The organism is Brachybacterium sp. FME24 (assembly GCF_014897705.1).
In the GTDB taxonomy this organism is placed as follows: domain Bacteria; phylum Actinomycetota; class Actinomycetes; order Actinomycetales; family Dermabacteraceae; genus Brachybacterium.
The window spans coordinates 220,607-236,685 of the sequence record NZ_JABUXV010000009.1 but is presented as its reverse complement, the minus strand read 5'-3'; the positions used below and the strand labels follow the sequence as shown (position 1 = coordinate 236,685).

Below are 16,079 nucleotides of genomic sequence, written 5' to 3'. Positions count from 1 at the left end.
CGTTCTCGTCCGTGGTGACGGTGACCGGATCGCCGACGGGGTTGCCCTCGGGATCGGTCAGCTGCACGGACACGTCAGTGTCCGGGGTCCAGCCCTCACCGGTCAGAGTCGACTCGCCACCGGCCGGAGCCGGCGAGGAGGCATCGACCAGCGGAGCATCCGCTGCGACGACCGAGATCGTGTCGGTCGCCTCGTTGCCCTCGGGATCGGTCGCGGTGACGGTGAAACCGTCACCCGGGGTCGCATCCTCCGGGACCGGCAGCACCGTGCCCTCGGGGAAGGCACCGTTCTCATCGGTGGAGACGGTGACCGGATCGCCGACGGGGTTGCCCTCGGCATCGGTCAGCTGCACGGCCACGTCGGTGTTCGGGGCCCAGCCCTCGGACGTCAGCGTGGACTCATCGCCCACAACCACCGGCGAGGACGCGTCGATCGTGACCTCGGCCGCATCGGCCTCGGTGACCTCGAGCGTGTCGGTGGCCTCGTTGCCCTCAGGATCCGTCGCGGTGACGGTGAAGCCATCGCCCGGGGTCGCATCCTCGGGAACCGGCAGCACCGTGCCCTCGGGGAAGGCACCGTTCTCGTCCGTGGTGACAGTGACCGGATCGCCGACGGGGGCGCCGTCGGGATCGGTCAGCTGCACGGACACGTCGGTATCCGGAGTCCAGCCCTCACCGGTCAGAGTCGACTCGCCACCGGCCGGAGCCGGGGTCGAGGCGTCGATCACGGGCTCTTCAGCAGCAAGGTCACAGGCATCGATCCGCACGCCGGCATTACCTATGCCCAGGCGTGCTGTGCCATCCAGGACCCCGATGCTCAATGCCGAGACCTCCAGCCCTGAGGTTGCCTCAGTGCCATCGGGCATCTCGCAGGTCTGCACCTCCTGGTGGTTGATCTGCACCGAGAAGAGGTTCGAGGCGATCAGCTCGAGGAACGGATCGAGAGCAGCCCGCACCGGGACGGTCATGAGATCCGTCTTGATGGTGGTGAATGCCTGGTAGATCACACCTTCCGGGTCGGAGAGTGCGTCGTTGATCGGCGACATGACCGGACCCATGGCGCTCATCGCGCCCTCGAGGGTCGCGCAGGTCACCGCTCCGGTGAGACCGCCCGGGGTGCACTCGAAGTTGGTGACCTCCCCGTTCAGCGTCATGTCCCACGATGCCGTGGTGCCGTCAGGAGCCGTGACCGAGGAGGAGACGCTCACGCTCTCCAACGAGTCCATCGCGGTACCGACGGAGAGGTCCACGACCTCTTCGATGACGTCGTGCACACTGCTCGCGACGAACGGGTAGGTCTCGTCGTCGATGAGCTCGGTGTTCGGGTCCTGGTTGTTGATGCCGACGGGGCGATCGATGACACCGTCATCGTTGCCACCGATCCGGGCCAGGTCCACCATGACGGTGCCCTCGCCGAGATTGATCTCTGCCAGGCCATCATCCGTGGCGATGGGGCCGAGGAGGGTCGCGTCGAGCACGTCCTCCTGGAGGGTGCTGGATACCTCGGTCTCCACGGTCAGCCCCGGCACCGGCAGTGCGCTGCCGAGATCCAGGGTGTCGTTGATGGTGTCGGTGACCTCCTGCTCCATCTGACCGGCGGCATCGCTCAGGCCGTCGCCGGCTGCGTCGATGGCGGGTGAGTGGAGCTCGAGGTTCAGATCGCCGACGCGGTACTGGCCGAACTCGCCTACGGCGTCGGGGTCCTGGAACTCGCCGTCGATCGCCTCGACCCACGCACCGCCCAGTCCGAAGTTCAGCTCGGCTCGATCGACCATCTCATCGGTGATGGTGTCGGCTCCGCTGGCCTCGAGGATCGAGAGCAGGTTGATCCGAGCAGTGCCGAACTCACCGTCGGTCCCGTCGAGGGTGAGCCCGCCGTCTGCTCCGGCGATTCCGGTGATGGCCTCACCGTTCTGGCCGTCAGATGCAGTCGACTGGCTCTGCACGACGCCAGCCTCGCCGAACTCGAGGAAGTCGGCGAGCGGGATCTGGTAGCCGGATCCGAAATCGACGACTTCCCCGCCGCCGATTGCTCCGTTGAAGGCCTCGGTGTTCGGCCCGGGGTCGGACTCCGAGCCGGCCTGCGACTGCGCCAGGCCGAAGAGGTCTTCGCCGCCGAGGGACATCCCTGCAACGCTCGCCTCGGCCTCCGTCGGCTCCTCGGGATAGGTGTCCAGACCAAGCGCCGAGGCGGACCCGGAGGCGAAGAGCACTCCCGCTGCACCGGCCGCTACCCCCTTGGCGATCCGGTCGCGCCAGAGGCGCCATCTTCGAGGTGGAGGGATGCTCTCTGTAGGCGGTGCGTGTACGGGACTGACCATGATGAATCTCCCTAGCTCTGCGTCCGACATAGCGCTGCCGCGGCGAAGAACAAAGCCTCGCCGCGGTGCTGTGCAGTCCACGTCGCAGTGCCGTCCGGCACGCTTCGCGGTGATGTGCAGTTCGCGCCGAGGTGTCGTGCATTCCACGTTGCGCTATCTGTCACAACTCTCAGCCAACCCCAAGCTGAGGGGGCCCGTCAAGGGACATGAACGAACCTTCTGAAAACACTCTCAATGCACCCTGTACATCACGTGAGCGTGTTCAGCAAGGGCTTCGACGGACGACAAGAGCGGCTCCACTGCAGGTCGTATCGCACATGGGTCGTCTCGACAAGGGGTGCAGCTGTCTGTAATAAATTCGCGCTTAGTCGCCCATACAGCAATCGCGCCAATTCAGCAAGGAGGACGGGCGGCCATCTATTACGGGCGCCCGAACGCGCGCGAATACAGCATCTGAGAAGACGTCGCAAGAGGCGGCAACAACTTTCCCCAGAAGAACAGAGACGGGTCCTACATCTTCTGAGCGAACTCAGCAAGGAGTTCCCGTTGATTGCCTCGAAGCCCAGGCGTCGGCCGTATGTGAGGAGCCCAGACCCCGGATGAGCGCACCTCTGGCACGTCAACGACGAAAGCATCGAACCACAGTGCGCTGGGGCCATGAGGCCCGGGCTCGTCCGACCCTCAGCGGCTACGCGCGAGCAGTGAGCTCACGCTCGATCCTGGGCCGCCGCCTCCACGCGGGGAGCCGTGGATTCCCGCTGGACGAGATGCGTCTCGAGCTTGAAGGGGTGGGCGAACAACCCCGGATCCGACGAGAGCGCGAGCAGCCGCTCGACGGCGACCTGACCCATCGAGAACAAGGGCTGACGCACCGCCGTGAGCTGCGGATGCGTCCAGCTGGCGATCATCGTGTCGTCGAAGCTGATCACGCTGAGCTCCTCGGGAACACTCACGCCGTGCTGACGGGCCGCCCGCAGCGCGCCCACGCCGAGGGTGTCCGCCACGGCGAAGATCGCCGTCGGCGGCTCGGGCAGACGCAGGAGTCGCTCCGCACTGCGCTGGCCGTCCTCATACCCGAAGGAGCCGTGCTCGATGAGTTGGGGGTCGACGGGGATCCCCGCCTGCGCGAGGGCGCTGTGGTAGCCCTGGACGCGCTGACGGGCCGGCACGGAGCCCTCCGGGCCCCCGATGATCCCGACCCGGGTGTGCCCGAGGTCGAGCAGGTGCTGGACCGCCAGCGAGCCCCCCTCCCAGTTGGTCGCCGAGATGGTGACGACCCCCTTGGTATCGGGACCGATCGTCACGGGGTCCACCGCGATCAGCGGCAGCTTGAGGTCTTTGCTCCACCGGGCGTGCTGGGTGCCGATCGGGGAGGTCACGGCGATGAGCCCTTCGATGCCGCGGGCCGCGATATCGGCCATCTGCGCACGAGTGGGCCCGGCATATCCCTCGCCGCGCTCGTCCACGCTGATCACCAGGAGGTCGACGTCCGCGCGGCGCGCGGCGCGCTCGGCGCCCTCGAGCACCTGGAGTGCGTACGGGCTGGTGAGGGTGTCGAAGTGGATCATCACCGAACGCCGTCGGTCCGACTCGCGCCGCTTGGGCTGATAGCCGAGTTCGCGGGCCGCCTCGGCGACCTCCTCGCGGGTCGAATCGCGCACGTCGGCACGAGCATTCATCACCTTCGATGCCGTGGCCAAGGAGACGCCCGCCTTCTCGGCGACGTCCTTCAGGGTGACCCGGCCGTGCCGGGCAGCGTCCTCTGACATGTCCACACCTTCATCTCTCGACACAGCACCCCCGTCGGCGCCGACATCCAGGAGGATAGTCGGGTCCGGTCACGTGACCGTGGCGGATGGTGCCCCCAGCCTAAACACAGTCCGGAGTTTCGACGTGTTTTTCGGTCACTTTCTGTGAGCTGATCGGAGAACTCTCTCGACGTCCGCGGGCGGTCGCTCCGAGAAGCAGCCGCCCGCGGACGTCCGAGCTCGCGTGTCAGCCCTTGACCGAGCCGAGCATGATGCCGGAGACGAAGTATCGCTGCACGAACGGATACACGCACAGGATCGGGATGAGGATCAGGATCATCGTCACCGACTGGATGTTGGCGTTGATGTCGCCGACGCTCGACCCGGACATGGCTGCGCCTTCGGACGCCGCCGTGGAGGCGCCGGCTATCAGATTCCGCAGGAACAGCGTCACAGGGAACAGGTCCGTGCGATCGAGGTACAGGAACGCCCCGAACCAGTCATTCCAGTACTGCACCGAGTAGAACAGCACCATCGTGGCGATGACCGCCTTGGACAGCGGCAGCACGATCCGGAAGAAGATCCCGAACCAGCTGAGGCCGTCGATGTGGGCGGCCTCCTCGAGCTCTGACGGCAGGTTCTCGAAGAACGCCTTCATGACCAGCAGGTTGAACACGGACAGAGCAGGCGGCAGGATCACCGCCCACATCGTGTTCTTCATCCCGAGGGAGGAGATCAGCACGTAGTTCGGCACGATGCCGCCGTTGAAGAACATGGTGAACACCGCGATGCCGATGAGCAGGCTGCGGCCCTTCAGATGCTTCTTCGACAGGACGAAGGCGTAGGTCGTGGTCAGCACCATGGCGATGGTCGTGCCGATCACCGTATAGAGCACGGTATTGCCGTAGCTGCGCCAGAAGTCGCCGTTGTTGGCCACCGCCCGGTACGTGTCGAGGTTGAAATCCACCGGGACGAGGCTGACCTTCCCCGCGCTGATCGCGCCCGCCGAGCTGAAGGACTGCGCCAGGAGCATGATGAACGGGTAGAGCATCAGGGCGCACATGACCAGCAGAGCCGTCATGTTCAGCACGGTGAAGACCCGATAGGAGGTGGAGTCCTTGATCCGGGTGCTACGGGGCTCCACGGCGACCTTGCGCGGCGCGTCGGATTGGAATGCTTCGATCACCACAGGCTCGTCCCCACCAATCGTCTCGAGATGAAGTTGGCCGACATCACCATGGCGAACCCGATGATCGCCTGGAACAGTCCGATGGCGGCCGCATAGCTGAGGTTGTTCGAGACCAGTCCGACCCGGTAGAGGTACGTGGAGATCACGTCGCCTGTCGCATAGGTCATCGGGTTGTACAGCAGCAGCACCTTCTCGAACCCGACATTGAGGAAGTTGCCGATGTTCAGGATCAGCAGCGTGACCATCGTCGGCCGGATGCCCGGGAGCGTCACATGCCAGGTCTGCTGCCAGCGGTTCGCGCCGTCGATCCGGGAGGCCTCGTAGAGGGCGTCGTCCACCGCGGTCAACGCCGCGAGATACAGGATCGTGCCCCAGCCGACGGTCTGCCACGCCTCGGAGGCGACATAGATCAGCCGGAACCACTCGGCCTTCTGCAGGAACGAGACCGCATCACCGCCGAAGGCCGTCGAGATCTGGTTCACCGTGCCCTCCAGGGAGAGCAGCTGATAGACCATCCCGACCACGATCACGACCGAGAGGAAGTGCGGAAGGTAGCTGATCGACTGGACGATCTTCTTGAAGTGGCGCCGCCGGACCTCATTGAGCATCAGCGCCAGGATGATCGGCAGCGGGAAGCAGACCACGAGGGTCATCCCGCCGATGATCACGGTGTTGGCGAAGACGTTCCAGAACGCGGGGTCGTTGATGAACATCTCGACGTAGAGCGTGCCCACCCACTCGTCGCCGAAGATGTTCCCGCCCGGCCGGAAGCGTCGGAACGCGATCGCGTTGCCGAGCATCGGGAGATAGCGGAAGATCGCGAGGAAGATGAGCGGCAGCACCGCCAGCGAGTACAACGGCCAGTCGCGCTTCAACGCGCGCTTCCAGCCACCCGGCCGACGCTTCAGAGCGGGGCGTCGCGGGGCAGCCTCCTGCGCCGCGATACCCGAGGACTGGGTCATGGTCATGGCATTCCTTCCGCCGCCGACCGTCCCGCCCCGATCACCCGTTGGCCTCGACGAACCGCTCACGAGCGCCGTTGAGCAGCTCGAGGTACCGGGGAAGACCCGCCGCCTCCAGCTCACCGACGAAGGCATCCCATTCACTGATGTCGCGCTCACCCATGATGAACTGCAGGGTCGCGGTGTCCACGGCGTCCTTGATGGGGGTGGCCAGCAGCGAAGCCTGCTCGAGCTCGGTCTCGTCCAGGGGCGCGGGCGGGATCGGCTCACGAGGGGTGCGCACGGTGAGCACGTCATCGATGTACTGGACGAACTCGGGCGTGCTGTAGGACTCCTTGAGCGCCCGGGATTCGGTGGATTCCGCCGGGAACGTCGAATAGCCCAGGTCCGTCTTGATGTCCGTCTCAGCGCCGGCGTTGAGGCTGTAGTCGTCCAGCGAGAATTCGTCCATCAGCTCGATGGTGCCGTCCTGCGCCTTCGTGTAGTTCGTGTCCTTCTCCCCCCAGCGCAGCATCTCGCGCGCCTCCGGGTTGAAGTAGAGCCAGTCGGCGAACTGCAGGGTGGCCAGGAAGTTCTCGGACTTCGTGATCTCCGAGCCGAGCATGAAGCCGTGCCAGAAGTTGCGAGGCTCGACGTTGTTGCCGGCAGGACCGGCCGGCGGCGGGATGAGGGTGACCGAGTAGTTCCCTTCGCCGACGGTCTCGTTCAGGGCCTGCGCGAATTCGATCGCGGTGCCGGAGGATCCGGACGCCGCGAAGCAGGTCTCGTTCGCGAACTTCTCGCTGACGTCCGCCGCGCCGCTGCCATCGTTCGAGGCGGTGAGCGACTCCCGGTCGATCAGACCGTCCTCGACCAGTCCTCGGAAGAACTCGACCAGGGACTTGTACTGATCGGTGGTCGCGGCATAGACCAGCTCATCGCCCTCGGCGTCGATGGCCCCGTCCCCGAATCCCCACCCGGCCTTGGTGCCGAACGCATGGGCGGCGTAGTTGAGCATGGACTGGGCCTCGAAGCCATCGGCCAGCGGCACCGAATCGGGGTACTTCTCCTTGATCAGGACCAAGCCCTCCCGCAGCTCGTCCCAGGTGTCCGGCACCGCCCCCAGGACCTCTTCGAAGACATCCTTGCGGATCACGAGGCTGAACACCGGAACCGAGACCTCCTGCAGGCCCGGCACCATGTAGTACTTGCCATCGGCCTGCCTGAGGTTGTTGATCATCTCGCCGAGATCCCATTCCTCCACGTACTTCTGGAAGTTCGGCATGCGATCGACGTAGTCGCTCAGCGGCACGACCGCACCGGAGGAGACGAAGGCGGCATCCTCCCCGGTGTAGACCAGCGGGATCAGCGTGGGGGCGTCACCGGCGCTGATCAGCAGGCTGCGCTTCTCGGTGGCGTCGCTGAAGGGGATGTGCGTGAGCGTGATCTCGACGTTCGTGAGCTCCTTGATGCGCTCGAAGATCCGCCAGGAATCCTCGACCGGAACCTCGGGCCAATCGGTCCACAGCATGCTGACCGTCATCGGCTCACTCGCCATGAACTGGGTATCGGCGGCGTAGTCCTCCATCGCGCCGACGCTCTGGGAGTCGACGTCGACCCCCTCGTCGGCACCGGAGCCGGACCCGCAGGAAGCCAGGGCGAGAGTGCCGAAGGCTGCCGCGGAGAGGCCGACGAAGCTGCGTCGGGTCGGGGAGAGATGGAAGGGGTGGGGCGTCGTCATTGCCGTCTCCTCGTCGAGAGGGGTCACGCCGAGATGTCGGGGCGACCGAAGTGGTGAAGCCTGATCACTGGGGCACTGCTGGGCCGCCCGAATGGGCCTGCTCCCTGTGGGGTCCGCGGGCCCTGCGGGTGCCGGACGGACGAGGACGGTCGTTCTTGACCGTCCGTCGATCCGAGTCACTGCGCGATGCCGCGTCATCACGGCATCATCCGACCACCAATACTTTCGCTGAAGTTTCGGTGTGGAGGTTAACTTAATGCCCGCATCGTGCCGGGTCAAGAGCCTGCGGCGAGTCGACAAAACCGCCTACACCTGCCCCGGCCCACTTCACTCCGGGGTGATGGCCTGGAGAAATGCTCCGGTCGCTGACCGAGCACCCTGATTTCACCACCTCGGGCGAGGTCACATTCTCGCAACGACACGCCCTGCAGAGGTCGAAAGTTTCGTTCAAGCACGCCATACTGGCCGCACTCCACCCCGTGCATACGTCCCGACAGGAGGAGCAATGACGCCCCCTCGCCCGCCCCGCAGCGTCTTCACCGCCCTCACCGAGGGCGTCTACTGGCTCGTGGTGATCGACGTGCTGCTGGTGCTCGCGTGCGCGCCGACAGTGCTCGCCTGGGGACTCCTCACCCCGGATGCCTCCCACGTCATGGTGCTGGTCCTGGCCACGCTCCCGGTCGCCCCCGCGGTGACCGCTGCACTGCACGCCTGGCGCGCCCGCAGCACGGACAGCGACCTGGTGCCGGCATCGCGGTTCCTCCGCGGCTACCGGGCCACCGTGGTGGACTCCCTCAAGCTCGCGCTGCCCGCGACGGTCATCCTCGCGGTTCTCAGCGCGAACATCTCCTACGGAAAGGTGCTCGGGACGGCGAGTCTCAGCAGCGCCTTCCTCGTCCTGGGGGTGCTGGTGCTGCTGGTGCTGGTCCGGGCGCTGACCATCTCCTCGCAGTTCACCTTCCGATTCGTCGACGTACTGCGACTGGCAGTCTTCACCCTGTTCGCGCGGCCCCTGTCCACGCTCGCACTGCTGTCCCTCGGCGTACTCACGGTGGGACTGACGTTCGTCGTCGGGGGATTCGCCCTGCTGCTGACGGGCTCACTGCTGACCTTCGCGCTGTGGAACTCGGAGCGGCCGGTGTCCCGGCTGCTCACCGAGCAGTTCGTCAGGCCCGCGCCGGAGCCGCAGCCAGCCGGATGACGCCACCGCCGCGCGGCACCGCCACCTCCTGGACCTGTCCGGCCACTTCGATGCGATAGTCGCCGGCGAACCCCCGCACGCGCACGACGCCCGCGGCGTCGCTGCGATGCTCCTGGCGACGCACCCACCAGTCCTCGGTGATGAGCTGCTTCAACGCGTGGTAGCTCGGTTTCGCCGTGCCGTCGGCCCGCACCATCCCGGCGGGCGCTCCCAGCCACGCCGTCGCATCGTCCAGGCCCCAGTAGGTCAGCGACTCGGTCGCGGGATGGGAGAGCACGGTCCGGTAGTGCTCCACCAGCTCCTCCGCCTGCCGCTGCTCCCCCTCCGGCGTCGAGGGCCACGAGTCGACCAGGTAGTCGTTGAGGTCCACGATGTGCGACGGCATGAGATCCCCGGAGACGAGCGTCGTCTCCGTCATCTGCAGGGGCAGGCCGAATCTCGAGAACCGTTCGAGCACCTCGGCGATCTGCTCCTGGCCCCGGTAGCCTTTGTGCATGTGCGTCTGCAGACCGATCGCGTCGATCTGCACACCTGCCTCCAGGCACTCCTCGATCACGTCTTCGTAGGCGGGGGTGAGGTCGAAGTCGTTGAGCACCAGGCGGGTGGCGGGGTCCGCCGCCCGTGCCGTCTCGAAGGCCAGGCGGATCACGTGCATCCGCCCGCGGGCCTGCGCCAGGCGCGTCACTGCGTTCTCCTCGGCCTCGAACACCGGCAGGATGACCGTCTCGTTGATCGCATCCCACTGATCGATGAGCCCGGCGAACTCGCCGGTCTCGCGCGTGATGCGGGCCCGGATGGCCTCCTCGACGCCCTGGTCATCGCGCTCTGCGAGCCAGGTCGGTGCGAGCGTGTGCCAGAGCAGCGGATGGCCCTTGAGCCGTACGCCGCGTGCACGCAGGTGCTCGGCCAGGGCGCGCAGCCGCGCGGCGTCCGTGCTTCCTCCGGGCACGGGCTCGAACCAGCGCCAATAGAACGGCAGGGTCGCCATGTTGAACAGGTCCAGCCACAGCGCAGCCAGCGCAGCACCGTCCCCCGAGTCCCGATCCGCGTCCAGTTCGGCCTCGGTCACCGGCATCTGGAAGGCTGTGCAGCCGAATCCGAAGGCGTGGCGGGTCTGCTCGACGACCACCGCGGCATCGGCGAGCGGGCCACCGTCCTGATCGACGACGTGGACCTCGAGGGTCTCGATCCGCCCCTGCGGAGCGGAGCCGGTGATCATCGCTGGCCGGCGCTCGGCGTGGTCACATCAGCGCCAGCGCCGGCCGTGACGATCGGAGCGGGCCGGTCGCCGCCGACCACGACCTCCGCCGGGGTCTCCAGCACCCGCTCACCGTCCCCCACCACGCGCACCTCGCCGGCGACGCGGAAGGACCCCTCCAGGGTCATGTCCTCGCTCGAAGCGGCGATGCGTACGCGGAACTCGCCGGGCTCGACGATGCGCCGGTGGTCCTCGCCCAGGAACGAGGTGCGATCCGCGTGCAGGCGGAACGTGACCCGGGCGCTGTCGCCCGCGGCCAGGGCGATCTTGGTGAATCCGACCAGGCGCTTGAGCGGGCGAACCACGCTCGCGACGGGATCGCCGAGGTAGAGCTGAGCGACCTCCTTGCCCTCTGTGTCCCCGGTGTTGGTGAGCGTCCCGGAGATCTCGACAGTGCCGTCGGGCGCGATCTCGTCGGCCGAGAGCTGCAGGTCGGAGTACTCGAAGCGCGAGTATCCGAGACCGAAGCCGAAGGGGTACAGCGGCTTGGGGTCGATGTTGGAGATGCCGTCGCTGACCCAGGCGAGCACGGGGGCGAGGTAGGTGCCGGGCTGACCGCCCATGCCCCGGGGGATCCCGATCGGCAGGCGGCCGGACGGGTTCACGCGGCCCGAGAGCACTCCGGCGAGGGCGCTGCCGCCCTCCTCGCCCGGCATGAAGGCCTGCACGATCCCGGCGCATCGGTCCACGTACGCGCCCAGGGCATAGGGGCGACCGGTGACCAGCACCAGGACCACCGGGGTCCCGGTGCCCAGGACTGCCTCGACGAGCTCGTGCTGGGCACCGGGCAGCTGGAGGTCGGCCACGTCGCAGCCTTCCCCGGAGGTGCCGGCGCCGAACAGGCCCGCGATGTCGCCGACGGCGAGGACTGCGACGTCGGCCGCTTCGGCGGCGGTGACTGCCTCGGCGATGCCGGAGGTGTCGGTCCCGGTGAAGTCCGTTCCGGCGACGGTGGTGAGGGTCGCGGCCGGAAACTCGATGGCCAGGGCGTCGGCGAGCGAGGGCACCTCGACCGAGGTGCCGTTGTCCTCCAGGCGGGACAGCACATGATTGGTGAAGCTGTAGCAGCCCAGGAAGCTGCGAGGCTGCACGGCACTAGGGCCGACGAGCGCGATGCGACCGGTCGCGGCGAGCGGCAGAGCCGCCGCCTCGTTGCGCAGGAGCACGATCGACTCCTCGGCGACCCGCCGCGCGAGATCGCGGTTCTCGGCGGGGTCGAGGTCGATCGCCTCACCGGTGGTGGCCGGGTCGAAATCGGGATCGAGCAGACCCAGTTCGACCTTCTGGCGCAGCACCCGGCGCACCGCAGTATCGAGCACCTCGACCTCGAGCTCGCCCTCGCGGATTGCGTCCAGGAGCTCCGGGAACGTGTTGGTCTCGGGCAGTTCGACATCCATGCCGGCACGCAGTGTGGTCACGGCGGCCTCTCTCGTGGTCTCCACGACGCGATGCATGGACTGCAGGAAGTTCACGGCCCAGTAGTCCGAGACCACGGTGCCGTCGAATCCCCAGGTGTCGCGCAGCAGCTCGGTCATCAACCAGCGGCTGGCGGCGGGGGCGACGCCGTCGATGTCGGCGTAGGAGTTCATCACCGCACCGACCTTGCCCAGCCGCACGGCCATCTCGAAGGGGACGAGGTCGATCTCGTGCAGTTCGCGCATCCCGATGGAGACGGGCGCGTGGTTGCGACCGGCGCGGGAGGCGGCGTGGCCGGCGAAGTGCTTGAGCGTGGCGATGACGCCGGAGGACTGCAGGCCCTTGACGTACTCGGTGGCCAGGACGCCGGTGAGATAGGGGTCCTCCCCCATGGTCTCCTCGATGCGGCCCCAGCGGTAGTCGCGCACGATGTCGAGCACCGGCGAGAGGCCGACGTGAGCGCCCAGCGCCCGCATGTCCTGGCCGATCCGGCCGGCCATCTCGCCGATCAGCTCGGGATCGAAGGAGGCTCCCCAGGCGATGGCGGCGGGATAGGTGGTGGCCTCGTGGGCCATGATCCCGGTCAGGCATTCCTCGTGCGCGATCGCGGGAATGCCGTGGGGCGAGCCGTTGGTGACCGCGACCTGCAGGCGGCGCAGGTTCGCCACCCCCTCCTCGGAGGTCAGGGGGGCACTGCCGTAAGGGCGGGTGATATGCCCGAGCCCGTGCTGGACCGCGTCCTCGAAGGGGTCACGGCCCTCGTCGAAGGTGGACTGCATCGGGGCGAACCCTTCGGCGTCCCCGATCTCCGGGCGCTTCCAGTAGCTTCCGAGCTGGGCGATCTTCTCTTCGGGGCTGAGGTCTGCCAGCAGCGACTGAACGCGCTGTTCGACGCCCACCGAGGGGTCTCTCCACGGGGCAACGGTCATGGGGTGCTCCTTCGCACGGCTCTCGAGCGTGCGGTGGGGTCCGCTCGGCTCGACTGGTCCTGGCTCTGGTGTGTCCGGCTCTGACGTGACAGGCGCTGACGTGTCCGGCACCGGGATATCCGGCACGTCGGCCACTATCACTGAGTGAAATCTTTCAGTGCACTTTCGATGACGCTCAGGCTAGGCCAGGCAGGGCGTGGCGGTCAATGCCCCGCCACCAGGACGTTATAGCCAGCACAGCAAAGCACCCCATCCGAAAGTTTCAGATGGGGTGCAGTGCGGCTCGCGAGTCGGAGCGGGATCAGTCGGTTCGGGCCCACCCCTCGGTGCGCTCCTTGAGCTCGCGGTAGGCCCCGAGCACCTCAGGCGTCGGCTCCGCTTCGACGATGCGGCTGCCGGTGACCTCCCAGGCCGGGGGCTCCGGCGTCTCGGCGAGCGCCCAGGCGGCCTGCCGGGCGGCGCCGAGCGCCACGTACTCCGCGGCCGGCGCGATCGTGACCTCGCGGCCGAACACGGCGGGGGCGAGCCGCTGCACGGCCTGGTTGCGCGCAGCGCCACCGATCAGGGTGATGCGAGCGGCGGCGGTACCGGTACGGCCTTTGAGCGCGGCGATGCCGTCGGCCAGGGAGCAGAGCAGACCCTCGACGTAGGCGCGCGCCACGTCCTGCCGGGTGGTGGCGGTGCTCAGGCCGGTCAGGGTGGCCCGGGCATCGGGTCGGTTCGGAGTGCGCTCCCCATCGAAGTAGGGCAGCAGCGTCACGCCGTGCGCGCCCGGCACGCTGGCCAGCGCCAGCTCTGCCATCTCCTCGTGGCTCACGCCGAGCAGGGCGCGACCAGCCTCGAGGATGCGTGCGGCATTGATCGTCGTGGCCATGGGCAGGAACCGCCCGGTGGCGTCGGCGAATCCGGTGACCGCGCCGGAGGCGTCGTTCGGGCGGGTCGGGCTGACCATCGCGCACACCCCGGAGGTGCCGATCGAGACCGAGACGTCGCCCTCGCTCTGAGAGAGACCGAGGGCCGCACCCATGTTGTCCCCGGTGCCGGCGGCGATCGCCGCCCCGGAGGGGGTGCGGGCCATGACCTCCTGCGGGGTCCCGGGCAGCCGGGGCAGTTCGAGGGAGCGACCCAGGGCCAGCTCGACCAGCTCGGGCTTCCACTTCTCGGTGCGCGTGGAGTAATAGGCGGTGCCGGAGGCGTCACCACGATCGGTGAAGGCCTCTCCCCCACCGGCCAGGTGCCGGGAGACGTAATCGTGCGGCAGCAGCACGCTCGCCGCACGCTGCGCATTGTCGGGCTCCTCGTCGCGCACCCAGCGCAGCTTGGAGGCCGTGAAGGAGGCGACCATCAGGCTGCCGATCTCCTCGACCGACGCTTCGGCGCCGCCCATCTCCTCGATCAGCGCCTCGGCCTGCGGAGCGGAACGCGTGTCGTTCCACAGCAGCGCGTCGCGCACGACGTCGCCGCGGGCATCCAGCAGCACCATGCCGTGCTGCTGGCCGCCGACGGACACCGCGTCGGCCCGCTCGAGCAGGGGCCCGGCGGCCTCGTCGACCGCGGTCAGCCACGCCCGAGGATCGACCTCGGTGCCGTCGGGGTGCGCTGCGCGGCGTTCCTCGAGGACGTCCCCGGTCTCGGCGTCGACGAGCAGTGCCTTGGTCGCCTGGGTGGAGGAGTCGATTCCGAGAACCGTGGGTGCCATCGAGAGGTCCTTTGCGAGAAGCAGGGTGCGGGGATGTCGCCGTTTCCAGAGTACGGGGCGGCGCGGCGGGGATCGAGGCGCAGAACCGCGGCGCCACGGCGACCACCCGGCGCCGGCACGGGCGGCGCAGACCGCCCCGGGCCGTCACGGGGCGGCACGCGCCGAACGCCCCGGGGCGGCTCAGGGCGGCACGCGCCGACACGGGCCGCGCCGGGCCGCACTGGGCCGCCTGGCCCGCGCCGAGCGCCGAGCGCCGAGCGCCGAGCGCCGAGCGCCGAAGAGTAATGCACCCCGGGGACCGATGCGATCGTCCACATCGGTCCCCAGCGGACATTTCTCGATTGCGCGGGCGGAGCCGCGGGGGCGGGGCGAATGCCGCACCGCGCGGCGAGCACCGCACGGCATCCGCCTCGATCAGTGGCTCAGGCGCGGAAGCCGAGCAGGTGCTGCATGGCGAGCTGCTGCAGGCGCACGAAGCCGAAGTTGCGCTCCCCGGCCTTGTCCGCGTCGAACTCCTCGAAGGTGGAGCGGTCCGCGAGCAGGTCCGTGAGGGACTCGCCCTCGGCGAGGGTCGGCTGGGCGAGCTCGTCGATGCCGGAGTACGTCAGCGCCTCCTGGACCTCGGAGTCCTGGCGGAACGCGAGGGCGCGCTCCTTGAGCATCAGGTACATCTCCATGTTCGCCGCGGCGGAGTCGTACTGGCCCGTCTCGTGCTCGGTGCGCGAGGGCTTGAAGTCGAAGTGACGGGCTCCGACGTAGGCGCCGGGCTTGGACGGGAAGCCGTTCTCGAGCAGGTCGACGGTGAAGAAGGCGCTGATCAGGTCGCCGTGGCCGAACACGAGGTCCTGGTCGTACATCGGGCCGTGCTGGCCGTTGAGGTCGATGTGGAACAGCTTCTCGGACCACAGAGCCTGGGCGAGGCCGTGGGTGTAGTTCAAGGTCGCCATCTGCTCGTGGCCGGTCTCGGGGTTGATGCCCACGATGTCGCCGTGCTCGAGCTGCTCGATGAAGGCCAGGGCGTGGCCCACGGTGGGCAGGAAGATGTTGCCGCGGGGCTCGTTGGGCTTCGGCTCGAGGCCGATGCGCATGTCGTAGCCCTTGTCCTTGATGTAGCCGGCGACGGTGTCCAGGCCCTCGCGGTAGCGCTCCAGCGCGGCGAAGAGGTCCTTGGAGCCGTCGTACTCCGAGCCCTCGCGGCCGCCCCACATGACGAAGGTGGTCGCGCCCAGCTCGGCGGCCAGGTCGACGTTGGCCAGCACCTTGCGCAGGCCGAAGCGGCGCACGTCGCGGTCGTTGCTGGTGAACGCGCCGTCCTTGAAGACGGGGTGGGCGAAGGTATCGGTGGTGACCATCTCGATCACCAGGCCGGTCTCGTCGGTGACGGACTTCAGCTGATCGATGATCTTCGCGCGCTCTGCAGGGGTCGCGTCGAAGGGCACCACGTCGTTGTCGTGGAAGGTGAAGCCCCAGGCGCCGAGGTCGGCGAGCTTACGGATGTGCGCGGACAGCTCCAGCGGCGGGCGGGTGGCCGCGCCGAACTGGTCCTGCGCCTGCCAGCCGGTGGTCCACAGACCGAAGGAGAACTTGTCGTCGCGGGTGGGGGTGGGTGCAGTCATGGTGGTGCTCCTCTGTGCGGG

The 16,079-nt window shown here is 67.9% G+C and carries 10 protein-coding genes; 1 reads left to right on the top strand and 9 read right to left on the bottom strand.

Annotated features, from left to right (window positions below; genetic code table 11):
* The 5 genes from INT51_RS12390 to INT51_RS12370 form a co-directional block, all read right to left on the bottom strand.
* Window positions 1-2,212, bottom strand: a 2,212-nt coding sequence (locus INT51_RS12390) for a choice-of-anchor G family protein (protein WP_193105608.1), incomplete at its 3' end; no start/stop codon positions are given.
* Between the two features lie 815 nt (window positions 2,213-3,027).
* Entirely contained in the window at window positions 3,028-4,089 is a 1,062-nt protein-coding gene (locus INT51_RS12385) for a LacI family DNA-binding transcriptional regulator (RefSeq protein ID WP_193105607.1), read from the bottom strand.
* A gap of 226 nt (window positions 4,090-4,315) precedes the next feature.
* Entirely contained in the window at window positions 4,316-5,254 is a 939-nt protein-coding gene (locus tag INT51_RS12380; protein WP_370540805.1) for a carbohydrate ABC transporter permease, read from the bottom strand.
* Window positions 5,251-6,225 carry a sugar ABC transporter permease gene (locus INT51_RS12375; RefSeq protein WP_193105606.1) on the bottom strand — a complete coding sequence of 325 codons (975 nt, stop codon included), beginning with the start codon at window positions 6,223-6,225 and terminating at the stop codon, window positions 5,251-5,253. Before INT51_RS12375 ends, INT51_RS12380 begins: the two co-directional genes overlap by 4 nt.
* 34 nt (window positions 6,226-6,259) lie before the next feature.
* Window positions 6,260-7,939, bottom strand: a complete 1,680-nt coding sequence (locus INT51_RS12370; protein WP_193105605.1) for an extracellular solute-binding protein — start codon at window positions 7,937-7,939, stop codon at window positions 6,260-6,262.
* Window positions 7,940-8,444: 505 nt separating this feature from the next.
* On the opposite strand from INT51_RS12370, the gene INT51_RS12365 reads away from it, so the two are divergent.
* On the top strand, window positions 8,445-9,140 hold the full coding sequence (locus tag INT51_RS12365; protein WP_193105604.1) for a hypothetical protein: 696 nt from the start codon (window positions 8,445-8,447) through the stop codon (window positions 9,138-9,140).
* On the opposite strand, the gene INT51_RS12360 is transcribed toward INT51_RS12365, so the two are convergent.
* The 4 genes from INT51_RS12360 to xylA all read right to left on the bottom strand — a co-directional run bounded on the left by INT51_RS12360 (window position 9,106) and on the right by xylA (window position 16,058).
* The gene (locus INT51_RS12360; RefSeq protein ID WP_193105603.1) at window positions 9,106-10,359 is read right to left on the bottom strand and encodes an endo-1,4-beta-xylanase; all 1,254 of its coding nucleotides are present in this window, start codon (window positions 10,357-10,359) and stop codon (window positions 9,106-9,108) included. The two genes, INT51_RS12365 and INT51_RS12360, sit on opposite strands and share 35 nt — an antisense overlap.
* A complete protein-coding gene (locus tag INT51_RS12355; RefSeq protein ID WP_193105602.1) occupies window positions 10,356-12,743 on the bottom strand; it encodes a beta-glucosidase in 2,388 nt (795 codons plus the stop codon). The genes INT51_RS12360 and INT51_RS12355 overlap by 4 nt, the downstream gene beginning before the upstream one ends.
* A 301-nt stretch (window positions 12,744-13,044) precedes the next feature.
* Window positions 13,045-14,442 (bottom strand): xylulokinase, encoded by a 1,398-nt coding sequence (gene xylB / locus INT51_RS12350; RefSeq protein WP_193105601.1) that lies wholly within the window; start codon window positions 14,440-14,442, stop codon window positions 13,045-13,047.
* 422 nt (window positions 14,443-14,864) lie between these two features.
* The gene (gene xylA, locus INT51_RS12345; RefSeq protein WP_193105600.1) at window positions 14,865-16,058 is read right to left on the bottom strand and encodes a xylose isomerase; all 1,194 of its coding nucleotides are present in this window, start codon (window positions 16,056-16,058) and stop codon (window positions 14,865-14,867) included.
* Between the last annotated feature and the right edge of the window lie 21 nt (window positions 16,059-16,079).